This is a genomic window from Halomicrobium zhouii (genome assembly GCF_900114435.1).
Lineage (GTDB): Archaea > Halobacteriota > Halobacteria > Halobacteriales > Haloarculaceae > Halomicrobium > Halomicrobium zhouii.
The window spans coordinates 759,060-780,405 of sequence record NZ_FOZK01000002.1 but is presented as its reverse complement, the minus strand read 5'-3'; the positions used below and the strand labels follow the sequence as shown (position 1 = coordinate 780,405).

The following is a 21,346-nucleotide window of genomic DNA, read 5'->3' as shown; positions in this document are numbered from 1 at the left end:
TACATCGGACTATAAGCATTGGTCGGACCACAAGCCCCGCCGCTGTTTAAGTCATCCCGACACCAGAACCCACCCATGAAGGAAACCATCGAGGTCTACACGGGCGAGTCGGTGACCATCGAACACCTGGAGGCGCTCCCGGGCGGCGGCGCACGGTTCGAACTCACCACGGAGGACGGCCGGAAGTGGCACGTCGACGTCACGCGCGACGGCGCGACGGAGATCGTCACCAGCTGGCGCGACGGCGTCCTCGCCGACCTCGAGGAGCCGGAGTGGCTGGGCGACGTGGCCTCGCGACTCGCACGCGGCTAAGCCGACCACGACCAGCCCGACCGTGACCAGCCCGACCACGACCAGCCCAACCGCCCCCAGCCCGACCGCGACCGGCCGACTCCCCCCGCTCACTCCGCGCCGGGGAGGACGCGCTGGCCGGTGAGGTACACCGGCTCCGACGCGCCCTCGACGGGTGACTCGGGGTCCCAGGCCAGGTAGTGCCGGTAGTCGCGCCGGACCGGCGCCTCGTACACCAGCTGGAGGGACACCGCCTCGCCGGGGTCGAGGCCGCCGTACCACGCCAGCTCGCGGACCTGGGGCTCCGAGTCGGGCTGGTCGAGCGCGCCGAAGGAGACGCCGCCGGGGAACTCGTGGAGGTGGGCGGACGTCTCCCCGTCGACGCGGAGTTCGAACACCGAGTCCGGCAGCGCGTCCACCCGCGAGTCGCCCCGGTTCGCGACGGTGAACTCCCACGCGACGAACCAGCCGCGGTCGGACGTCACGGTCTCGTGCTCGCCGTCGCCGTTCTCGTACCGAAGCGCTTCCAGCGCGAACCAGCGGTCGGCGGTCACGCCGACGCCGTTCTCGGCGACCGCCTCGCCGTCGACGACGCGCTCGGCGGGGACGTCGCCGGGCCGCGGCGTGGATGCCTCTGGCGTGGCCGTGGCGGTGGGCGTCCGTTCGGTCGTCTCGGTCGACGGCTGGACGGTGGGCGGGTCGTCGTGGAGCTCCTCGCGATCGAGGGAACAGCCGGCGAGGGCCGCCGTCCCGAGGGAGGCGAACGCGGCGAGGGCGGATCGTCGTCGCATACTCCGGCGTTCGTCGCCTCCGAGAAGAGGCTTTCTCCGTGCGGTCGGTTCGAATAATTTCGTCGGTTGGATAGGATTTTACGAGTGACACCGATCCGGTTCGCACGAGCGGTGCTTTCGAGTCGAGCACGTCGAGACGGTACAGATTCCGTGACTCCGTCGAACTCCCTCGGTACGCTCGCTAGGAGTTGATCCCGCAACCGCCAACACCCAGAAAGCCCTCGCGGCTCTCGACCTCTCCGGGGCTCGCTGCGCTCCAGTAGGTGCTTGCGTCGCCCGGGAGGGACGAGAGCCGCTCGCCCTTTCAGTCCTCCAGGGACAGTACCGCAGCCCTGCCCTTCCCCTGGTCGCGAGAGCCTCGCTTTCGCTCGGCTACTCGCTCCCGGCCGGGCGTGTGCGGAGCGGTCAGGAAGCGTGTCGCGCCGCCAGGCGCGACCGGGGAGGTTTGGTGGAGTCAATCGCGAGCGCCTCCGTGGCGCGAGCGACAGCTGTCCCTGGAGGAATGAAAGGGCGAGGTGCGCTCGGCGAAGCACGACACGTCAAGCACCGGAGCGAAGCGAGGAGCGCAGACTGTGGCGCGCGAGTCGAGCGCGCCGAGGGCTTTCTAAATGTTGTTGGCGGCCTCGTTTCCGACTCGTGAGAGCGCGCAGAGGGCTTTCGACGTGTTTGTGCTGTCAGTGGTGACCGCGTAGACTCACGAAACGTTCGCCATACTCACCCACGTGATACCCGACGAACAGACCCGAGATCACAGTTCCCTTCACACGACAGACCGAACCCTCTCTCGTGACACGGGGCCACGCCAACGCCGGCTGGAGACGGATCTTCGACACCGATGGGCTCACCTTCGGGACCGGCTTCCCACTCACCGGAAGCAACGAGTCCCGGCCACCGATCGACGAGGAGATTGAACTGGCGGCCCACGCCGAGTCGGTCGGCTTCGACGCGCTGTGGGCCCGCGACGTCCCGCTCTACTGGCCGCGATTCGGCGACGCGGGCCAGACCTTCGACACCTGGCCGTGGCTGAGCCACGCCGCGGCACACACCGACGAGATCGCGCTGGGCACCGCCAGCGTCGTCCTCCCGCTGCGCCATCCCCTCCACGTCGCCAAGTCCGCCGCCACGGTCGACCGGCTCTCCGACGGCCGGCTGGTGATGGGCGTCGCGACGGGGGACCGCGACCCGGAGTTCCCGGCCTTCGACGTGGACCCCGGAGAGCGCGGCAAGCTGTTCCGCGAGAGCGTCGACGTCATGCGAACGGTGTGGCGCGAGGAGTTCCCCGAAATCGAGTCCTCGTGGGGCACGCTCGACGGCGAGATGGACGTGGTGCCGAAGCCCACCACCGACACCATTCCGCTCCTGCCGACGGGCCACGCCCGCCAGGAGGTCGAGTGGATCGGCGAGCACGGCGACGGCTGGTTCTTCTATCATCTGCCGATGGAGACCCTCGAGAGCTACCTCGCCGACTGGCGGGAGGCGGCCGGTGACAAGCCCTACGCGATGGCAGTGCAGACAGAACTGGCAGACGACCCGACGGCCGGCCCCGAACCGATCCACCTGGGCTACCGCGCCGGCACCGAGTGGTTCGCCGAGTACTTCCGCGACCTGGAGGACGTGGGCGTCGACCACGTGCTCGTCTCGCCGGGCGGCGACGACCCCGCGGCGAACCTCACGCGATTCGCCGAGGAGGTCGTCGACGAGGTGTCGTGAGAGGCGCGCTCGTCACTCCAGTGCGACCGTGTGACCGGTCTCGTCCTCGTGGACGCGCTTTCCGTGTTCGGCCATGTCCCGTTTCGGGAACACCTGTTCCCACTCACAGTCCCGGCAGACGGCGACGTGCTCGTTCATACCGGCAGATTCGTCGGGGCACAGATAGTGGTTTTCGCTCGGACGCCGTCCGCACGAAGGTGTACAACCTTTATCTGTCGTCTGCATGACTCGTCAGACCATGATCGTCGTCCACGCGGCTCTCCGAATCGACCCGGACCGGCGCGAACAAGCCCTCGACGCCGTCGAAAAACTCGTCGAACGGACGCGGGAGGAAGCGGGAGTGATCGATTACGTGGGCACGACAGAGGTGGCCAACCCCAACGTGGTCCGATTCGTCGAACAGTACGAGGACGAAGCGGCGCTGGAGGCACACAACGAGTCGGCGCACTACCGGGAGTTCGAAGCGCAGCTACCGCAGCTACTCGACAGCGACCGTGACCTTCTCGACGCCATCGACGTCACACAGTTCGCCGTCGACGAGGCCGTCGATCCGAACGCGGACGTCGAAGCCGACGTGGACCGGCAGTAGCACCGTCGTCAGAAAAAGACTGCACACCGTCCGGAGAACATCGGGTTCAGCGCGGGCCTCCCTAGAACGAAACGGCCCACTCGTGGCCGCACTCGGGGCACTGCAGGGTGGCGCCGACGACGAACCGGTCGTCGCTCACGCCGACGGTGGCGTCCTCGCAGCCGGGGCAGGCGTGGCCACGCTGGTCCGACTCCCCGCCGTCGCGAGGTTCGACCGTCACGGTGCCGGCGCTGGTGACGGAGACGTCGGCGTCGGCGTAGCGGAACGTGGTCGTCCACTCCGCGGTTCCCCGGTGGTCCTGGGCGTGAGAATACAGCGCCTCCAGCGCGTCCGGGTTGACGAAGTCGTAGAGCGGGGGCGTCGTCACGGTGCTGGTGCCCGCCTGGGTCGAGTCGCTGCCGATCAGATCCTCGCCCGTAGAGGGGTGGACAGCTTCGAGGACCGACTGGACCACCGACTCGCGGGCCCCGATGCGAGCGTCGACGCCGGATTGAGAGGAATCGTGCTTGGCCAGATCAACCATTGGACATCACGTCTGGGTAATCGCTTCGGGGGAGAGAAGGTTGGCCTTCAGTATGGTGGGTATTGAAGGGCCGGCAAGTTACCGTTCGGCGTCTGGGTCTTGCTCGTGAGCGATCGTCGCCTCGATCAGGTTCCGGTAGCCGCGCTTGAGGCGGGCGCTGAACGCCGAGCGAGAGATGCCCAGTTCGGCGGCCAGCGATTCGAGGTCGACCTCGGCGGGTTGCTGGTAGTACCCCCGGTCGTAGGCAGTCTGCAGGGCCTCGTGTTGCTCCGGCGTGAGGTTGTACCGGCCGGTGGTGGCGTCCTCGTCGAGTTCGTGTAACCGGACGAGGGACGCCTCGACGTCGATTTCGGTGAGGTAGCGCTGGAACGCGGAGAGGGCCGAGGGGTGCTCGGCGCGGAGTTCGAACAGCCAGTCGTCGGCCGACCCGACCGCCTTCCGGAGCGTCAGGTCGGAGGTCGCCATCGCCTGTAGAATGCCGCCCATCTCGCGGGTCCACCACGCGCGGAACAGGCCGCCGCCTTCGACCTCGTCGACGAGTTCGAGCCGCGAGACGGTGCCTTCCCGCCCCACGAGTTCCGCGACGGCGTCGGCGTCGGCGTCCCAGACCCAGAAGTACGGGAGCAACGCCTCGTCCGTCGGGACGACGCGGTCGAGCTCGACTGTCGCGTCCGGACAGGTTTCGAAAATCTCGGACAGCGCGAAGTCAACGTGGTCGACCGAGAACTCTGCGATGACGGCCATGCGTACTGTTCGTTCCATTGCCACGTACAAGACGGTTCGCGTCGCAGACCGAACTCGCCCCGGGGACGCCGGCCGTCACCGGGACCGTCGGCCGTCACCGGGACGCCGGCCCTCACCAGGACCGTCGGCCCTCACTGGGACCGTCGGCCCCCGGGAGTGTCGGCCGGCGTCGCTCGAACGATTTATGGCCTCTGGCTGACCAGTCGCGCCCATGCCCGCCCGCTGGTCCCGCCGGCGCACCCTGACGGCGCTGGCCGCCCTCCCTGCCACGTCGCTCGCTGGCTGTACCGCCCTCCAGAGCTACGACGAAGACGACGAACAGCGCGAGTACAGCCTCCACGTCCGCGACCTCGACGAACCGCTCGCGGAACACCTGCTCTGGTCGCCCGACGAGATAGAATCCTCGTGGGACGAACTCGAGGCCGAGGCCCGCCGGGGCGCCATCGAGGACGGCCGCTACACGACGTACGGCTACTCCGCCATCAACGACGAGGGCGAGTACACGGCGTACGAGGGGAGCTACTACCGCCTCTCCGTCGTCGTCACCGGGGAGAAGTCCATCGACCGGGACGTCCTCCGACTGCGCTGGGTCGGCGACGAAGACGACGAGGACGTCCCCGAGGCAGACGTCGCCGTCGAGGACCTCCCCGACGTCGACAGCAACGCCGCGATGATCGCGTACTTCGCCGCGAGGGGGCGCGAGCACGGCGTCGGTGCCCCGGACGAACTCACCGAACACGGCGGGTACGTCTATCGGCAGAACACCGCATCGGAGAGCGTGCTCGTTCCCGACCCCGAGTACGAGACGGTCTCGACCCACGGGACGGTCCTCCGCGTCGACGCGAGCGTCGAGCGCATCCGCGAGCCGGCCTACTCCGTCGTCGCCACGGAGCTGGGCGACTCGATGGCCGAGTACGCCGACGCCGTCGACGGCGCTCAACTCGACGTTCGCCTCTCGGAGAGCGACCTGTCCGAAGAACAGCGCCGGATGTTCCTCCGGGCGACCGGCGATGGCTACGCGGAGACGGCGCCGCTCGACGAGCCGTTCGCCGACCTGCTCGACGCACTCGACGTCGACGACGTGGACGACGGCGTCGCCCGGAAGTACCTCCGCTACGACGGTCGCGACTACCAGCACGAACTGTACGTAAACACCGTCTAGGGCGAGCGCGATCGTCGTCCGGCCGAGGGCGAGATGGTGTGCGAGCCGCCCGGGTCACCGGTTCCTCACTCGGTGAGCGCGTCGAGCAGGTAGATGGCCAGTCCCTTGTCGAGCGGGTCGTTCGCGTTGCCGCAGTGGGGCGACTGGACGCAGGCGGGACAGCCACCCTCGCAATCACAGGAACGGAGCATGTCGAGCGTCGTCGCCATCAACTCGTCGACGCCGCGGTAGCCGCTCTTCGCGAGTCCGACGCCGCCGGGATAGCCGTCGTAGATGAAGATGGTCGGCTCCTCTGTGTGGGGGTGCAGCGGCGTCGAAAGCCCACCGATATCCCGGCGGTCACAGAGGTACTCGAAGGGGAACATCGAGATCATCGCGTGCTCGGCGGCGTGGATGCCGCCCGGGAAGTCGCCGGGTTCGTCGGGGAGTTCGGCGACCGGGGCGGGGCCGTCCGGTTGGGAAGACCTCTCTTCACCCCCGCCGTCCGCGACCGCCTCGCCACCGGCACCCGCGCCCAGCATCGCCCGCTCGACGTCGCCGGGGACGGTGAAATAGAGGGCCCTGGTCTCCAGGCTGGTCTCGGGGAGGTCCAGTGAGCGTTCGCCGATCTTCTCGCCGCTCTGGCCGTCCCGGCGCTCGTAGCCCGTTATCTGCTTGCGCATGGTCACCTCGGCGAAGCGGACGGGGACGTCCGGGCGGGCGTCGAGTGACTGCTCGCCCAGGTCCGCCTCGACGGTGATCTCCTTGTCGTGGAGCACCTTGGTGTAGTAGTCGGCCCACGTCCGGTCGAGTTCGGCCACGCCGCGGTCCAGGTCGAGGTCGGTCACCTCGTATGTCCGACCCTGGTGGTGGTAGATGGCGCCCGGGTGGGCGTCGCGCAGGGCGTCGCCGAAGGGCAGTTTGGCGACGATATCCCCCTTGTGCAGCAGGCGGATCTCCTGTGAGTCGATGGTCCGCAGGCTCATCTCGTGGTGGGGGCTGCCGTCGACCGCGGAGAGCCAGCGGACGCCAGCGTCGGTGGTCCTGCGGTCGAGGTCCCCCGTCGCTTCGAGGTCGCTCACGACGTCGGGGAACGTCCCCCCGAAGTGACGGTCGTCGTCGGGACTGAGCCAGTTCTCCCGCGAGGCACATAGCACGTGGTCGGGCAGCAGCTGGTCGTTCTCGGGATTCGTGACGGCCTGCTCCGGCGGGTGGTCGAACAGCACGTCGGGATTGCGCATCACGTACTGGTCGAGCTGGTCCTCGCCGCCGAGCAGGACGACCAGCGCCGGGTCGGTGCCGCGACCCGCGCGGCCGGCCTGCTGGAACGTCTGCATTCTGGTCCCCGGGTACCCGTCGAGGATCACGGCGTCCAGCCCGCCCACGTCGACGCCCAGCTCCAGCGCGTTCGTGCTCCAGACGCCGCGTAGCTCGCCAGACTGGAGTTCGGCCTCCAGGTCCCGCCGGCGCTCGTCCGTGAGCGCGGCCTGGTAGGCCCCCACCGACCGGGAGAGGTCGTGTTCCCCCCGGTCCTGTAACTCGTCGGCGCACTGGCTGGCGTACCGCTCGGCGGTCTGGCGCGAGCGTGTGAAGACGACCGTCTGGAGCCCGCGCTCCACGAGATCGGCGAAGAGGTGCTTGGCCTCGACGTGGCTCGACCGGCGGCGGCCGCCGTCACCCCACCCTCCTCCGCTTGCGCTCCCGTCCCCGTCCGCGCCCCCGGATGCCAGTCCGCCTCCGCCGTACTCCGGCGGGTTCCACAGCAGCCAGTGTCGCGGCCCGCTGGCGCTCGAATCGTGGTCGACCAGCGCGAAGGAGTCCGCCGACTGGCCAGTCACCGTGGCGGCGTGCTCGACGGGGTTCCCGATGGTCGCCGAACAGCAGACCCACTCCGGGTTCCCGTCGGCCTCGTCGGGCCCGTCGTCGGCGAACCGCTCGACCATCCTGCTCAGCCGCCGCATCACGAGCGAGACGTGGCTGCCGAACACGCCGCGATACTCGTGCACCTCGTCGATGACCACCGTCTCCAGGCGCTCGAAGAACCACTTCCACAGCCGGTGGGCGTGGGGGAGAATCCCGTAGTGGAGCATGTCCGGCGTCGTCAGCAACACCGTGGGCTGGCGCTCCCTGATGGCCTCCTTCTCCGATTTCGACTGCCGGCCGGTGTACTGGTCGACCTGCACGCCAGAGGCGAAGCCCAGGCCCTGTGCTAACTCGGATAGGGTGTCCGTCTGGTCGTTGATGAGCGCGACCTGCGGCGCGATGTAGAGCGTGGTGGCCCGTCTGTCCATCCCGCGCTCGAACGCCGGGACGGTGTAGGCCAGGCTCTTCCCGCTCGCCGTCTCCGTCGCCAGGACGACGTTGTCCCCGCCCCTGACGGCGTCGACTGCCTCGGCCTGGTGGTCGTAGAGGCGGTCGATGCCCGCCGACTCCAGGGTGCTCGCTAGTCGCGAGTCGAGGTCGACGTCGGCGAAGTCGGCGCCGCGGCCGGGGACCGTCCGCTCGTCCCGGATCTGGCCCTCGTAGTACGGTCTGTCCCGGAGCCACGCGATCGTCTCGTCCACGCACGCGGTAACGCATCGAGCCCTATTCGTCTTGCTGATCGATCGGTACGCGTGTGAGTTGAGCGAGAGGTTTGGTGGGTCTGCGACGTGAGGACCAGGAACAACAACAACCAGAAAGCCCTCTCACGAGTCTGAATCGAGACCGCCAACAACCAGAAAGCCCTCGGCGCGCTCGACTCGTGCGAACCCACTGCGCGCGCTCGTTCCTCGCGTGCTTACGGGTTCGGACTTCGTCGACCCCGCCTCGCCCTTTCAGTCCACCAGGACAGCATCGCCCCTGCCCTCCCCCTGGTCGCGCGATGAAACGCGCTCCCGGCCGGGCGGTGCGGTCAGGAAGCGTGTCGCGACGCGGACGCGGCGCGACCGGGGAGGGGTGGGGAGTCAATCGCGAGCGCGATTTATCGCGCGAGCAATGCTGTCCCTGGAGGACTGAAAGGGCGAGGCACGCTGGGCGAAGCACGGACCCGCAAGCACCGGAACGAAGTGAGGAGCGCAGCGGGTCCGCGCGAGTCCAGCGGGCCGAGGGCTTTCTGGGTGTTGGCGGGCTCGGTTCCGACTCCAGAGAGCGCGCCGAGGGCTTTCGACGTGTTGTTGTCAGCGGATGCACCGACAGCTCGAAACCAACTAAACGAGACCGGTACACAAAGTACCCATCTCCAGCGATCCGAACCGACTTCCGGGAACGGGCCGACACCCCCAGATAATGAACAAACAGGACATCCGAGAGCGGGTCTGGGACGAACTGGAGGAGAGCGGCCAGGCACGGTTTCCGTTCCCGCCCCACGGCCGCATCCCCAATTTCGCCGGCGCGAAAGCGGCCGCGAACCGACTCGCGGAACTCGATGCCTGGCGATCCGCCGACTCTATCAAGGCCAACCCCGACGCGCCGCAGCTACCGGTCCGTCGCCGGGCACTCCACGAGGGGAAGACGGTCTACATGGCGGTCCCACGACTCAGGGACGAGGAGTGCTTCGTCGAGTTAGACCCCGAGCGCATCGACGACCTGGACGCCGCGCCGACGGTGTCGTCGATGGACGAGTACGGGCGGCAGGTCGGGCCCGAAGCCGTCGAGTCCGTCGACGTCGTCGTCTCGGGGAGCGTGGCGGTCCGTGAGGACGGCGCCCGCATCGGCAAGGGCGAGGGGTACAGCGACCTGGAGTACGCCGTTCTGCGGGAACTGGACCTCGTCGACGACGAGACGCCCGTTGTGACGACGGTTCACGAGATGCAACTGAGCGACGCTGACTGGGCCGTCGACGACCACGACGTGCCGTTGGACTACCTGGTCACGCCCGAGCGGACGATCGAGACCGAGACGCCGTTCGACCGGCCGACCGGCGTCGACTGGGACGAACTCGACGAGGAACGGATCGAGGAGATGCCGGTGCTCGCGAGTCGCCGCGAGCGCAGCGAGCGGCGAGAAACCGTGAACGGAGAGCGAAGCGAGCCGTGAACAGCGCGCCGGCCCTGAGGACGCGCCAGCTATGACGACGCGCCGGTCACTCGAACCGGAGGAACTGCCGGTCGTCGACCCGTTCCGCGCTGGCGGGGTAGACCACGACGAAGTTACCGTCGGTGAGCGTCGAGACGTCCATCGGGAGCGTCTGTAACGCGGCGTGCCAGCTCGGATCGGTCCGGCGAGCACTCAGGCAGACGACGAGGTCGTCCTCCTGGGTAGTCTCGCGGAGTCGCGTCCGGAGTTCGGTCCAGCCCGCGACCGACTCGTACTCGCCCGCCGCCCCGGCCCGGTCGAGCGCGTCCGCCCGTCCGTCCCCGTCGGAGTCGCCGTCGACGAGGAGCGAGTGGACCGGTGCGCCGACCTGTGCTGCGAGGTGCGTGCAGGCGTGGAGCGCCTCGGGGAACCCGGCGTTGTGGTCGATCCCCGGCGGGAGCACGAGGCGGATCCGGCGCGTCGTCCCGAGCGGCTCGCGGATCCGGCTCACGAGCGTCAACTGCGGAGCGCGGCGTAACACCTGGTCGATGACGTGACCGAACACGCGCTGTTCTCGCGAGGCGGCGCCGTCCCAGCCGATCACGACGGTCGAGATGCGGTTTTCGACGGCGGCCGTGACGATGCCGGAGGCGACGTTGTGGTCGACGCGCGTGTGGCCGACGAGCGGCACGTCGGCACCGGCGGCGTACTCGGCCATCGACTCCTGCAGCGCCTCGGCCCCGGCGACGGCCGCTTCGGTCGCCGCCTCGTCGCCCGGCTGGACGACCGAGAGCGTGTGCAGGGGGTCCGCCGCGGGCTCCTCGCGAACCGCCATGGCGAGGTCGAGCAGCGACTCCCAGTGCTCCGACTGGTTCGACACCGGCACGAGGACCCGCCGGGGTGCGTCGCTCGGGCCGTAGGGCTGCCGGCGTTCAGTCCGGGCGATGGCCGTCCCGGCGCGTTCGACGACCGCGGGGCTGACCAGGCTCACGACCAGGATCATCACCACGACGCCGTTGACCATGTGCTGGTCGAAGCCGGGAACGCCGGCGTCGAAGCCGATCAGGACGATGGCGAGTGCCGCGGCGGCCTGCCCCAGCGAGAGCCCGAACATCCCGAGCCACTCGTCCCGGCCGTAGCCGTAGATCCGGCCGGTGAGCCACGCCGCCGCGAGTTTCGTCGTCACCACGAGGACGACGAGCGACGTGGCGACGACGAGCGTCTCCGGGCCCGCGAGGAGCACGCCGACGTCGACGAGCATCCCCACGGACAGCAGGAAGAAGGGGATGAAGAGCGCGTTGCCGACGAACTCGATGCGGTTCATCAGCGGCCCGGACGAGGGGATCAGCCGGTTGAGGACGAGGCCGGCGAGGAACGCCCCGACGACGTGCTCGACGCCGACGAGTTCGGCGAGGAACGCGGCGACGAACAGGACCACCATCACGAAGAGGAACTCGTAGTAGCTCTCCTCGTGGAGCGTCCGGAAGAACCACCGGCTGACCCGCGGGACGACGACCCACACGCCCCCGAAGAACAGGGTCAGTCCGACACCGAGTGCGATCCAGAACGCCGCGTCGAGGACGCCCTCGTGTGCCGCGACGACGACCGCCAGGACGAGCAGCGCGAGCGTGTCGGTCAGGATCGTCCCGCCGATGGCCGCGGTGATCGCCTCGTTCTTCACGACACCGAGCCGGTTCACGATGGGGTACGCGAGCAGGGTGTGGGAGGCGAAGATGGCCGCGTAGAGCGACGCGGCGGGCAGCGAGAGGTCGAGCAGCCACATCCCGACCGCCGTCCCCGCGGCCTGGGGGATCAGGAAGGTCAACAGCCCGAAGACGACGCTCCTGTCCCTGTAGGCGACGAACTGGGCGTAGTCGATCTCCAGGCCGGCGACGAACATCAGGTAGATCAGACCCACCTCGCCAAGCAACACGAAGGTCTGGTCGCGTTCGAGCAGGTGGAGCCCGTTCGGCCCGATGGCGGCGCCGACCAGGATGATCCCGAGGATGCCGGGGAGCCGGTACCGCTGGAGGACGAGCGGCGCCGCGAGGAAGACGAACATCGCCAGCCCGAAGATCACGACCGGGTCGTGGAACGGCGGCGAGAGCGGCTGGGCGGTCGCCAGCAGCGGCCGCAGCGACGACGGTGCCGATGGATCGGCCAGTAGGGCCACTACGTGAATACGTCCCGTCATCGACTGGTCTACTGTCCACGTCGCGGGCGAATTCCTTCTAAATTTGCCGGAGAAACCCTCCGGTCTGCGGCCCCCCCAGTCCGCTCGGACCGATCAGGCGAGCAGCACGGGCCGGTCCATCGAGCCGGCGGCGGAGGACCAGCGGCCGTAGTCGGACACCGACAGTCGGCTCACTCGGTGTCGAGTTGCGCCACGCAGTCCCGGAGCAGGCCGTCGATGGTCTCGGGCGTCGTCGGGTGGTACGCCCGGTCCGGAACCTCGCGGGCGTCCAGCCCCATCTCGACGATCACCTGCATCGTCTTGGCCATCACGTCGGCGTGATAGTGGAGGCCCTGCCAGCCCAGCACCGTCCCGTCCTCGGCGTCGACGACGAGTTTCGCCAGTCCCTCGGGGACGGCCTTTGCCTTGTAGACGCCGTCGTCGCTGGCCTGGCGGGTCGCGACGACGACGTCGTGGCCCGCGTCACGGGCGGTCTCCTCGGAGTGGCCGACGCGGGCGTAGGGATAGACGCCCAGCCCGGTGAAGACGACGTGGTGGTGGACGTTGTGGTACTCCCGGAGCGAGCCGCCCTCCCGGTGCCGCAAGATGTTCTCGGCCGCGGTGAACCCCTGCTCTTTGGCGACGTGGAGGATGGGTTCCTTCCCGTTGACGTCGCCGACGACGAACACGCGCTCGTCGTCCCGGGCCTGCATCGTCGCCTCGACCCAGCCGACGCCGGGGTCGATGGCCGTTCGCTCGAAGCCCAGCCGGTCGACGCTGGGGCGGCGGCCGGTGAAACAGAACAGCTGGTCGGCCTCGTAGGTCTCCTCGGTCCCGTCGGCGCACTCGACGGTGAGCCGGACGCCGCCGTCGGCGGTCGGTTCGAGTTCCCGCTCGTAGACGTTGGTCTCGACGTCGACGGGGAAGTTCGCCTCGTAGACGTCCAGCACGGCGTCACCGAACGCGGGGTCAGCCTCGTCGAGCGGGCGGTCGTCGTGTTCGACCACCGTCAGCTCCATCCCGCCGGCCTCGGCGAGGTAGGGCACCAGCTCCATACCGACGTAGCCAAAGCCCAGGACGATGCCGCTGTCGGGGAATTCGGTGGCGTCGAGGACGTCGGCGCTGGTCTGGTAGTCGACGTCCTCGATCCCCGGCAGGTCGGGGACGTTCACGACCGAGCCGGTGGCGACGACGACGTAGTCGGCCTCGATCTCGCGGTCCCCGACCGCGACGGTCCGGTCGTCGACGAACTGCGCGGTGTCGTGGACGAACTCGACGTCGTCGCGCTCGGCAAGCTCCTCGATCCCTCGTCGGCGGTGGCCGGCCCAGTCCAGCGTGTGGTCGTCTTTGCGCTCGACGACCGCCTCCAGGTCCACCTCGGGGAGGTCACCGACCAGCCGGTCGTCGTGGCGGGCCTGGAACCGATGCTCGGCCGCGGAGAGTACCTCCTTCGAGGGCATGCAGCCGTCGAGGATACAGAGACCACCGCCGGGGTCGCCGTCGTCGACGAGGGTGAGTTCGATCCCGGGTTCGTCGACCAGTTCCTCGGCGACGGCGGATCCGGCGCTCCCGTAGGCACCGACGATGACGACGTGGGTCATACCGTTATGTACCGTCTGGGTCACCCATAAAGGGTCGAGTGGCCGTGCGTTCCACGATCACGACCGCGTCCGTTCCGCCGGTTCGTCGCGGTCGAGTCCGCTCGCGATGCCCGGGAGGAACAGCGAGCGGACGCTGACGTCGTCGTTGACGAGCGCATCCCACACCACCAGCGTCGCCGGGAGGACCAGCATCGACGCGAGGAAGGCGTACGCGATGGACATCCCGGTGATGACGCCGAACTGGCCGATAGCGGGGAACACCGCCAGGGCCAGGACGCCGATGCCGAAGACGGTCGTGAGCATGCTGCCCAGCAGTGCCCCGCCCGTCCCGCGGACCGTCAGGTCCAGCGCCGTGATCAGGTCGTGGCGCTCGCGTTCGTCGGCGAACCGGTGGGTGACGTGGACGGAGTAGTCGACGCCGAGGCCGATGGTGATCGCCAGGATCGTCGCGGTGATCGCGTTGAGCGCGATGCCGAAGTAGCGCATCGACCCCGCGACCAGGGCGACCGTAACCAGCACCGGGACCATGTTGGCGACGCCGAGCAGCGGCGACCCCTCGACCAGCCAGTAGATGAACACGAGGAACACCGTCGCGCCCACCAGCGCGAGGGCGAGACTCACCAGCGCGGACTCGAGGATCACGTCCGAGACGGCCTTGAACACGACCGTCTGTCCCGTCGCCGTCGCCGTCATCCGGAAGTCGTCGGCGACCTGCCGGGTGTCCGCCGTCACCTCGTCCTGTTCGGCGTCGGATTTGACTGTGTAGACGACGCGCGTGCTCCGGCGGTCCTCGGTGAGGTAGTCGCGCGCCTGGTCGCCGGCCGAGGACGCGAACAGGTAGTCGTAGACCTCCCGCAGGTTGTCGTCGGGCACGCCGTTGTCGTTGCGGTCGTTTCGCTCGACCAGGCGGCGGAACTCGGGGTCGCGCTCGGCGTGGTCCTGGATCACCGTGACGATGGACGTGCTCTCTGCGCGCCCGTTCTGACGGACGAAGCTCTCGGGTGGGTCCTCGCCCGCGCGATAGATCTCTTCGAGGGCGTCGTCCCGTTGCAGGTGCCCCTCCACGTACACCGTCGACTGGCTGCTCTGGGTCGACTCGAACTTGTCCTCGAGGAAGTTCAGCTGCTCGGTGACGCTGTAGTCGCTGGGCTTGAACGGCTCTGGAAGCTGCTGGAGGTAGGCGGGCGTCTCCTCGGGCGGGAGGAAATCCTCCTGGGTGAAACTGGTGTCGACCTCGCTGGCGTAGACGCCCACGCCCGCACTGGAGACCAGCACGAGCACGAGGAACACCGCCGGCGCGTTGGTGGCGATGACGACGCCGCTCCGGAGCACGGAGCCGAGCCGTGACTCCTCGGACCCGAGCGGCGTCCTGCTGAACGTCGGGATCGGATACCTGACCCGGAGCCGGTCGAGTTCGACCTTCGCGGCCGGCAGGAAGACGCCGAACGTGAAGAAGGTGAAGACGATCCCGATGGAGGCCACGAGCCCGAAGTCCTGTATCGGCGGGAGGTCGCTGGCGAAGTTCGAGAGGAAACCGATCACCGTCGTCCCGGTGACGATGAAGAACGCGACCAGCAGCTGGTCGGTCGTGGTCCGCATCGCCGGCCCCGGCGGGATCCCCTGGACCTGCTCCTCGCGGTAGCGGTTGACGGCGTGGATACCGAAGTCGATACCGACCGCGAGCAACAGCGGCGGCACCGCGATGAGCATCTGGCTGAACGCGATGCCGGCCAGGCCCATGAAGCCGAACGTCCAGATGATGGTGATCAACAGGGCCAGTAGCCCGAGCGCCAGGTCCGCCAGGTCACGGTACGCGATAGTGAGAAACAGGAAGATAAAGAGGACGGCCGCAGGGACCACGATCAGCAGGGAGTCGACGATGACGTTCGAGAACTCCTCGGCGATCATCCCGGACCCGAACACCGTGATCGTCCCCTGACCGGCCGAACTCACCGTGAAGTCGGCCTGTTTCTGGATGGACGTCAGCGGGCTCGACCCGCCCTGACCCGACCCCTCGGAGATACCGGCCGGGATCTCGTGGACGACGAGGCCGATGGTCGCCGACGCCGAGGCCGACTTCCGGTTGAAGTCGCTGCTCACGAGCCCCGAGAACTGGGGGCTCCGCTCGTCGGCGCTGCGCACGGCCTGGTCTATCTCGGTCGGCGTCGCTTCCTCGACGGCGTCTATCTGGGCCGACGTGGTCGTCGCTTCCGGGTCCAGCTGGGTCGCGACGATGGTCGCGGCGCTACTCGTCGAGGTGACGCGCAACTCGTCGTGGTCCTCGACGCGCTCCTGGGCGCGCAACATCCGCAACATCGACTCCTTCGAGAGGACGTTCGTCCCCTCCTGGATCAGCTGCGTGTTGCCGGTGTCGGCCGAGAAACTGGACGAGAACTCCCGGTTGATGTCCGTCAGCGCCTCCTCGGCGGGCAGGCCGGTCGTGAACTGGGAGGTCCCGGCCGCCATGGAGATGTTCCCCAGCCCGATGGCGAACACCCCGGTCAGGAGGAGGAAGACGATGACGACTTTCCGCGAGTCCTCGACGATGCGGTCGTCCGCCCAGTCGATGTAGCGCTGGTAGTCCATCTATCGGAACCGCATGAAGGCTCCGACGGCGACGATGACGAGCAGGACGGCGCCGCCGACGAGCGCCAGCGGGGACCCGCCGCCGTCGGGCGTGGTCACCTGCACCGGCACCCGGTACGTGTCGGAGGTCACCGTGTCGCCGTCGGGTTCGTCGTACTGGAAGTCCATCGACAGCGGGTACTCCTTCTCGAGCGCGCCGCCGCCCGCGCTGATGCCGAAGACGAGCGTCTCGGACTCGCCCGGCTCCAGGGACTGGACGTACTCCTCGTCGTCGTCGGCCGAGATGGGCGAGTCGGCGAACAGCGCGGCGGAGATGTCGGTCAACTCCTCGCCGGCGGTGTTCGTCAGCTCCAGTTCGATCGTGGAGCTACCCCCCGCCGAGACGTTCGCGTTGACGATGTCCACCTCGAACTCGTCGCTCGCACCAGCGACCTCCTGTCGCACGGTGAGCGGGTCGGTGGTCCGGTCGTCGCCCTGGTCGTTCTCGAACTCGGCGACGAGCGAGAACTGGCGCGGGCCGCTCCGCGCGGCGTCGCTGACCTCGACGTCGAACTCGAACTCGGCGGACTCGCCGGCCTCGAGGGCACCGACGGCGTACTCCGTCTCGGTCGGGTTGACGTTCCGTTGCTCGCTCGCCCACGTCAGGACGACGTCGTCTGCGTCGCTGGGCCCAGTGTTGGTCAGGACGCCGGACAGTTCCCCGTCGTCACCGACCGCGAGCGTCGATTCGACCTGGCCGACGGCGAAGGTCTGTTCGGGCTCGGGCGTGACGGTCAGTCGCGTCCCGCTCGTCGTGTACTGCTGGCCGTCGCCGTCCTTGTAGTCGGCCGTGAGCGTCAGCGGGTACGACGACGTGTCTGCGTCGCCGCTCGCCGCGACGCTGTAGTTGAGCGTGCGTTGCTCGCCGGGCTCCATCTGCCCTGCCGAGCGGGTCCCCTCCTGTGCGCCACTGAAGGTAAGATCCGCACTCGACGACGCCAGCGAGAGCTGGGTCTCGCGTGCGGTCATCGAGCCGTCGTTCTCGACGGTGACCGAGACGGTGCCCGACGAGCCGACGCCGACGTCGGAGGAGACGTTGACGACGTCGAAGCGCGCACGGTCCTCGACGGTCACCGGGATGCGGAAGGTGTGCTGTTCGTCGCTCTCGGTTCGGGTGCCGCCCTCGGAGATGTAGTCGTAGTAGCTGTAGGACACCCGCACCGGGATGCGGTAGGTGTCTGCCTCGGCGTCCTCCGGGACGACGACGGAGAACTGGATGGGGCTAGAGACGCCCTCGGGGATGGTACCGACGGCCTGGCGGCCGGTCTTCACGTCGAACGGCGCGTCGCCTGAGTTGACGTTGACCGTGACGCCGCGTGCCGTCGTCACCTCGCCGTTCAGCGAGGGGTCGGTGCTGGCGCTGGACTCGAGTTCCCCGTCGTTGAGGAGCGTGACCTGCAGCGTGGTTCGTTCACCGGGGACGACGTGGTTGTCGCCGATGTGGGCGGTCAGGTCCGGGCTCCCCCTGACGTCGGCCAGGGCGAAGCCGGGGACGGAGAGCAATACGACGATCGCGATCACGATCTGGAGGCGTCGTTTCATTGGATAGTCACTCGGTGGGTGGGTCGCCGGTCGCTGGACCGGACCGGCGTCGGTTTCGACACGCCGCGGAACGGCCGGGTTCGGTGGGCGGAAGAGATAGCTCGCGAGTCACCGGCTGTCTGGAGACCCGTCCGTCTTTCCATACTCGAACGAACGTTCGGTCGCTTATCAAACTATCGACTCTGGCCGGTGTCGTTCGGGCCGAAAGACCCTTTTGTCCCGACCGAATATTCGTTCGGTATGGACGAGGACCTCCCTTTCGTGGGCGAACCGGCAGACTCACGGGAGGCGATCATGCGCGCGACGTACCTCGCCTTGCGCGAATACGGGTACGCCGGCCTCTCGATCCAGCGGATAGCCGACGAGGCCGATCTGAGTAAATCCACGTTTTATCACCACTACGACGGCAAAGAGGACCTGCTCACCGCCTTCGTGGACTTCACGCTGGAGGAGTTTATACGGATCTTCTCGCTCGAATCAGGCGACGACCCGGTCGAGAACCTCCGGACCTTCGTCGAACTGCTCGTCGGTCTGGACCCCAACGTCGGCGACCACCCACCCGAGGAGGTCCTCCAGATCGTGGGGACGTACGTCGAACTACGGGCCCAGGCGGTCCGCGACGACACCATCCGCGAGAAGTTCACCGAGGCGGACGAGATCTTCGCCGACCAGCTCTCGGAGATCGTTCGCGCCGGGATCGAACAGGGCGAGTTCGAACCCGTCGATCCGGAGGCCGCCGCCACGTTCATCGCCACCGTTCTGGCCGGCAACATCTTTCGACGAACGACGGGGGACGCCCACGACCACGAAGCGGTCGCCGACGAGGTCAACGCCTATATCGAATCGCGCCTGCTGGCCGACTGACCGGCGTGCGCGACGGCACCGGGAGCCGGCCCCGAGACGCGTCGGCCGGGTGAGGTACAGTTATACCGCGGGCCATCCAGAGGCCAGATACGATGAAACAAAGGGGTCACGACAGCGAACGCGAACGGATGCCGTGGGGGCGTCGGCTCGCGGTCGCCTGGGGGGTCGGCGCCGTCGCCAGCGCGCTGATCGTCACCACGACGGGGGACGGCCTCGCCGTGGCGGCGTCGCTCCTCTTTCTCGGTGACGTGCGCGAACAACGGGGGCTCACCTGGCTCGTCGGCTGGCTGCTTGGCGGGTCACTACTGGGCGCCGGGATCGGCTACGCTGCGACCACCCTGATCGCCGGGTTCCCGCTCGCGGCCCAGGGCGCGATCGGGCTGGGCATCGCGCTCGGCGGCGGCATCGGCGTCGTCTCGAACCTCCTGGCCGCCGAGGCCCGGGGCGAGGACGTCGACCAGTCGGAGTCGATGACCGTCGACATGGAGACGGACGACGCGCCCTCGCCCCGGCCCGCCGACCTGTTCGACGACCACCCGGATCCGGTGCTGTACGTCGCCGACCGGGGCCACGGACCGGTCGTCCTCGCGGCCAACGACGCCTTCGCCGAGACGTTCGACGTGCCGGCCGACGCGCTCAGCGAGACGCCGCTCGACGAGTCACTGATGGCCGAGGAAGAGAGCGATTCGGCGGTCGAAGCCGTCGTCGACGCCGTCGCCAGCGGCGACCCGGTCGAGGAGACGCTGGCCTGCCGGACGCCGTCGGGGCCAGAACGGTTCCGGGTACGGACCGCCAGCGGCGGCGCAGACGGCTACGTCATCTACACACGGATCGACCGGGAAGAATAGCGGCAGTCGGCCGCGGCGGTGACGGTCGTCAGTTACCGGGGTGGCGACCGATCTCCTTGAACGCGGCGTCGATGTCGTCGAACGACGCGAGCGCCTCGTCCATCTCGGCCCTGATGCGGCTGGCCCGCTGTTCGAGGGCCGCCACCTTCTCGTTGGCTTCGAGGCTCTCGACCCGCTTCTCGCCCTGTAACAGCGCGAGCTTCGAGGTGGCCTTCAGGTAGTCGGAGAGGCGCTCGTCGTAGCGACGGGCCGTCAGCTGCTGGTCGATGGCGGCGACGAGGTCGGTCTTCTGGACGGGCTTGCAGAGGTAGTCGTCGAACGGCATATCGATGATGTCGAAGTCCGGGTCGACCGCGGTCAGCATGATCACCCGGCACTCGACGTCGCACGCGCGGATCTCCTCGAGGACGTCGTCGCCCGAGATCTCCGGCATGTGACGGTCGAGCAACACCACGTCGACGTCGTCGTCGAGCGACTCCATGGCTGCCCCGCCGCTGTAGGCCGTCCGCGTCTCGAACTCGTCTGACAGTCGCAGCGCGTAGACGTCGGCGACGTCCCGCTCGTCGTCGACGACCAGCACGCTCGCGTCGGCGGATGACTCCGGCACAATGAGTTGTTTCACGGCCGACAGCTAATAAGTGTGTTTGCTCCCGCGCCGGCCTGACCACCGACGACCGAGCGCGCGGGCGCGGAACGGAAGTTTATTGATTCCGCCATCGTGAGATTCGGACAAGGATGCTCGCGTTACCGCTGCAAGTCGTCGACAGCTTCCTGTTTAACTACAACATCGGTGACGTTCTCCTGCTCGTCGCCGTACTCGGTGCCGTCGGGATCCTCGTCCAGCGTTCGAACAAGCTGTTCGGGCTCCACCTGCTCACGTTCGGGCTCCTGTTCGTCGTCCTGCCGGGTAACATGCTCGAACCGAAGGCCGGCAGCCTGCTCGCGAGCGTCGCGATGTACAAGTTCGTCGGCCTGGCGCTCCTCGTCATGGCGCCCGTCATCTTCGCCGTGAGCCGGCGTTAGGCCAGTTTCCCGAGCGCACCGAAGAAGTCCCGTGGCGGCCCGGCGATCCGCACCGGGACGTCCGCCCGCGTGAGCGTCACCAGTTCCGGCGGGCCGACCCGCTGTCGCGCGCGCCCGTCGCTGACGACGACCCCGGATTCTGCGCCCTCGATTCGTACCGTCACCTCGCTGTCGGCACCGACGACGAGCGGCGGCATCGACTCCTCGCCGGCCATCTCGGAGACGACCAGTCCGTCGACGCCGGGGTGGACGAGCGGCCCGTCCTCGCTGAGGTTGTACGCCGTCGACCCGGTCGGCGTCGCCACGAGCACGCCGTCGGCGTGGCCGCTGGTGTACAGTGACCCGTCGACGCGTACTTCGAACTCCGCGCCGCCGCCGTGGCCCCGGCGAGGGCCGTGGACGACGACTTCGTTGATCGCCGGGGAGAGCGACCAGTCCGCACCGCTGGCGGCGATTCGCGCCATGTCGGTCGTCCGCGGTCCGCCGTTCTCCCGGCAGTGGCGGACTTCCTCGAGGACGGCGTCGATGGCGTCACTGGGCGAGACAGCGTTCAGGAACCCGACTTCGCCGAGGTTGACACCGACGATGGGCGTCGACCCCGCGCCGCGGGCGGCGTACAGGAACGTGCCGTCGCCGCCGATACTCACCACCAGGTCGCACGACGCCATCTCGTCGACGTCGACGCCGGTCGCCGGTCCCTCCACCGCAGACCACTCGCCGTCGTCGCCGTCGCCGTCGGCGCCGTCGAGCGAGTCCGCGGTCGTCTCGTCGAACACGACGGTCGCGTCTGCCGAACGGAGTCGCACGCCGAGGCGCCCGGCGAGAGACGTTGCCCGGCGGTTGTCCCGCTGGGCGACGATGCCGACCTTCATTGCCTCGGGCTTT

Annotated in this window: 19 protein-coding genes; 8 read left to right on the top strand and 11 right to left on the bottom strand. The window is 68.4% G+C overall.

The genetic code is table 11. The features are described 5' to 3' along the window. The first annotated feature begins 75 nt into the window (after positions 1 to 75). Positions 76 to 312, top strand: a complete 237-nt coding sequence (locus BM337_RS11030; RefSeq protein ID WP_089816657.1) for a hypothetical protein — start codon at positions 76 to 78, stop codon at positions 310 to 312. 89 nt (positions 313 to 401) lie between these two features. On the opposite strand, the gene BM337_RS11025 is transcribed toward BM337_RS11030, so the two are convergent. After that, positions 402 to 1,082: a hypothetical protein gene (locus tag BM337_RS11025; protein WP_089816656.1), complete on the bottom strand. Its 681-nt coding sequence runs from the start codon at positions 1,080 to 1,082 to the stop codon at positions 402 to 404. A 786-nt stretch (positions 1,083 to 1,868) separates the two neighbouring features. Between BM337_RS11025 and BM337_RS11020 the strand changes: the two genes are divergently transcribed. Next, on the top strand, positions 1,869 to 2,792 hold the full coding sequence (locus tag BM337_RS11020) for an LLM class oxidoreductase (RefSeq protein WP_089816655.1): 924 nt from the start codon (positions 1,869 to 1,871) through the stop codon (positions 2,790 to 2,792). A gap of 12 nt (positions 2,793 to 2,804) precedes the next feature. Here BM337_RS11020 and BM337_RS21740 read toward each other — a convergent pair whose 3' ends face one another. Then, positions 2,805 to 2,930 carry a hypothetical protein gene (locus BM337_RS21740; RefSeq protein WP_281244895.1) on the bottom strand — a complete coding sequence of 42 codons (126 nt, stop codon included), beginning with the start codon at positions 2,928 to 2,930 and terminating at the stop codon, positions 2,805 to 2,807. 100 nt (positions 2,931 to 3,030) lie between these two features. Between BM337_RS21740 and BM337_RS11015 the strand changes: the two genes are divergently transcribed. Further along, positions 3,031 to 3,381, top strand: a complete 351-nt coding sequence (locus BM337_RS11015; RefSeq protein ID WP_089816654.1) for a putative quinol monooxygenase — start codon at positions 3,031 to 3,033, stop codon at positions 3,379 to 3,381. 61 nt (positions 3,382 to 3,442) lie between these two features. On the opposite strand, the gene BM337_RS11010 is transcribed toward BM337_RS11015, so the two are convergent. Both BM337_RS11010 and BM337_RS11005 read right to left on the bottom strand, forming a co-directional pair. Next, positions 3,443 to 3,904, bottom strand: coding sequence for a HalOD1 output domain-containing protein (locus BM337_RS11010; protein WP_089816653.1), 462 nt, complete (start codon positions 3,902 to 3,904; stop codon positions 3,443 to 3,445). Between the two features lie 78 nt (positions 3,905 to 3,982). Continuing rightward, positions 3,983 to 4,648, bottom strand: coding sequence for a helix-turn-helix domain-containing protein (locus BM337_RS11005; RefSeq protein WP_177227419.1), 666 nt, complete (start codon positions 4,646 to 4,648; stop codon positions 3,983 to 3,985). A 211-nt stretch (positions 4,649 to 4,859) separates the two neighbouring features. Here BM337_RS11005 and BM337_RS11000 point away from each other — a divergent pair, with 211 nt between their 5' ends. Continuing rightward, positions 4,860 to 5,810 (top strand): hypothetical protein, encoded by a 951-nt coding sequence (locus BM337_RS11000; protein WP_089816651.1) that lies wholly within the window; start codon positions 4,860 to 4,862, stop codon positions 5,808 to 5,810. A 65-nt stretch (positions 5,811 to 5,875) separates the two neighbouring features. Here BM337_RS11000 and BM337_RS10995 read toward each other — a convergent pair whose 3' ends face one another. Beyond that, positions 5,876 to 8,353 (bottom strand): DEAD/DEAH box helicase, encoded by a 2,478-nt coding sequence (locus BM337_RS10995; protein ID WP_089816650.1) that lies wholly within the window; start codon positions 8,351 to 8,353, stop codon positions 5,876 to 5,878. A 703-nt stretch (positions 8,354 to 9,056) separates the two neighbouring features. Here BM337_RS10995 and BM337_RS10990 point away from each other — a divergent pair. Further along, complete coding sequence (locus BM337_RS10990; protein ID WP_089816649.1) at positions 9,057 to 9,806, top strand: 5-formyltetrahydrofolate cyclo-ligase; 750 nt, start codon at positions 9,057 to 9,059, stop codon at positions 9,804 to 9,806. A 46-nt stretch (positions 9,807 to 9,852) separates the two neighbouring features. Here the strand turns inward: BM337_RS10990 and BM337_RS10985 are convergent, their stop codons facing one another. The 4 genes from BM337_RS10985 to BM337_RS10970 form a co-directional block, all read right to left on the bottom strand. After that, on the bottom strand, positions 9,853 to 11,979 hold the full coding sequence (locus tag BM337_RS10985; RefSeq protein WP_089816648.1) for a cation:proton antiporter: 2,127 nt from the start codon (positions 11,977 to 11,979) through the stop codon (positions 9,853 to 9,855). A 170-nt stretch (positions 11,980 to 12,149) separates the two neighbouring features. Then, positions 12,150 to 13,559, bottom strand: coding sequence for a dihydrolipoyl dehydrogenase family protein (locus tag BM337_RS10980; protein WP_089816647.1), 1,410 nt, complete (start codon positions 13,557 to 13,559; stop codon positions 12,150 to 12,152). Positions 13,560 to 13,616: 57 nt separating this feature from the next. Beyond that, the gene (locus BM337_RS10975) at positions 13,617 to 16,145 is read right to left on the bottom strand and encodes an efflux RND transporter permease subunit (RefSeq protein WP_089816646.1); all 2,529 of its coding nucleotides are present in this window, start codon (positions 16,143 to 16,145) and stop codon (positions 13,617 to 13,619) included. Then, positions 16,146 to 17,726, bottom strand: a complete 1,581-nt coding sequence (locus BM337_RS10970; RefSeq protein ID WP_089816645.1) for a COG1361 S-layer family protein — start codon at positions 17,724 to 17,726, stop codon at positions 16,146 to 16,148. It abuts the gene before it with no gap. Positions 17,727 to 17,966: 240 nt separating this feature from the next. On the opposite strand from BM337_RS10970, the gene BM337_RS10965 reads away from it, so the two are divergent. Then, a complete protein-coding gene (locus BM337_RS10965; protein ID WP_089816644.1) occupies positions 17,967 to 18,590 on the top strand; it encodes a TetR/AcrR family transcriptional regulator in 624 nt (207 codons plus the stop codon). Between the two features lie 92 nt (positions 18,591 to 18,682). After that, entirely contained in the window at positions 18,683 to 19,438 is a 756-nt protein-coding gene (locus BM337_RS10960) for a hypothetical protein (RefSeq protein WP_089816643.1), read from the top strand. Positions 19,439 to 19,466: 28 nt separating this feature from the next. Here BM337_RS10960 and BM337_RS10955 read toward each other — a convergent pair whose 3' ends face one another. Continuing rightward, positions 19,467 to 20,045 (bottom strand): response regulator, encoded by a 579-nt coding sequence (locus tag BM337_RS10955; protein ID WP_089816642.1) that lies wholly within the window; start codon positions 20,043 to 20,045, stop codon positions 19,467 to 19,469. A 128-nt stretch (positions 20,046 to 20,173) separates the two neighbouring features. Between BM337_RS10955 and BM337_RS10950 the strand changes: the two genes are divergently transcribed. Next, on the top strand, positions 20,174 to 20,461 hold the full coding sequence (locus BM337_RS10950; protein WP_089816641.1) for a DUF8006 family protein: 288 nt from the start codon (positions 20,174 to 20,176) through the stop codon (positions 20,459 to 20,461). On the opposite strand, the gene BM337_RS10945 is transcribed toward BM337_RS10950, so the two are convergent. Next, positions 20,458 to 21,333 (bottom strand): NAD(+)/NADH kinase, encoded by an 876-nt coding sequence (locus tag BM337_RS10945; protein ID WP_089816640.1) that lies wholly within the window; start codon positions 21,331 to 21,333, stop codon positions 20,458 to 20,460. The two genes, BM337_RS10950 and BM337_RS10945, sit on opposite strands and share 4 nt — an antisense overlap. Positions 21,334 to 21,346: the final 13 nt, after the last annotated feature.

What these genes read in the sequence shown, in the direction of transcription:
- BM337_RS10950 (WP_089816641.1), top strand. Translation starts at nt 20,174, where the DNA reads ATGCTCGCGTTACCGCTGCAAGTCGTCGACAGCTTCCTGTTTAACTAC.
- BM337_RS11010 (WP_089816653.1), bottom strand. Translation starts at nt 3,904, where the DNA reads ATGGTTGATCTGGCCAAGCACGATTCCTCTCAATCCGGCGTCGACGCT.
- BM337_RS21740 (WP_281244895.1), bottom strand. Translation starts at nt 2,930, where the DNA reads ATGAACGAGCACGTCGCCGTCTGCCGGGACTGTGAGTGGGAACAGGTG.
- BM337_RS10960 (WP_089816643.1), top strand. Translation starts at nt 18,683, where the DNA reads ATGAAACAAAGGGGTCACGACAGCGAACGCGAACGGATGCCGTGGGGG.
- BM337_RS11000 (WP_089816651.1), top strand. Translation starts at nt 4,860, where the DNA reads ATGCCCGCCCGCTGGTCCCGCCGGCGCACCCTGACGGCGCTGGCCGCC.
- BM337_RS10990 (WP_089816649.1), top strand. Translation starts at nt 9,057, where the DNA reads ATGAACAAACAGGACATCCGAGAGCGGGTCTGGGACGAACTGGAGGAG.
- BM337_RS10980 (WP_089816647.1), bottom strand. Translation starts at nt 13,559, where the DNA reads ATGACCCACGTCGTCATCGTCGGTGCCTACGGGAGCGCCGGATCCGCC.
- BM337_RS11025 (WP_089816656.1), bottom strand. Translation starts at nt 1,082, where the DNA reads ATGCGACGACGATCCGCCCTCGCCGCGTTCGCCTCCCTCGGGACGGCG.
- BM337_RS11005 (WP_177227419.1), bottom strand. Translation starts at nt 4,648, where the DNA reads ATGGCCGTCATCGCAGAGTTCTCGGTCGACCACGTTGACTTCGCGCTG.
- BM337_RS10945 (WP_089816640.1), bottom strand. Translation starts at nt 21,333, where the DNA reads ATGAAGGTCGGCATCGTCGCCCAGCGGGACAACCGCCGGGCAACGTCT.
- BM337_RS11030 (WP_089816657.1), top strand. Translation starts at nt 76, where the DNA reads ATGAAGGAAACCATCGAGGTCTACACGGGCGAGTCGGTGACCATCGAA.
- BM337_RS10970 (WP_089816645.1), bottom strand. Translation starts at nt 17,726, where the DNA reads ATGAAACGACGCCTCCAGATCGTGATCGCGATCGTCGTATTGCTCTCC.
- BM337_RS10985 (WP_089816648.1), bottom strand. Translation starts at nt 11,979, where the DNA reads ATGACGGGACGTATTCACGTAGTGGCCCTACTGGCCGATCCATCGGCA.
- BM337_RS10965 (WP_089816644.1), top strand. Translation starts at nt 17,967, where the DNA reads ATGGACGAGGACCTCCCTTTCGTGGGCGAACCGGCAGACTCACGGGAG.
- BM337_RS11015 (WP_089816654.1), top strand. Translation starts at nt 3,031, where the DNA reads ATGATCGTCGTCCACGCGGCTCTCCGAATCGACCCGGACCGGCGCGAA.
- BM337_RS10975 (WP_089816646.1), bottom strand. Translation starts at nt 16,145, where the DNA reads ATGGACTACCAGCGCTACATCGACTGGGCGGACGACCGCATCGTCGAG.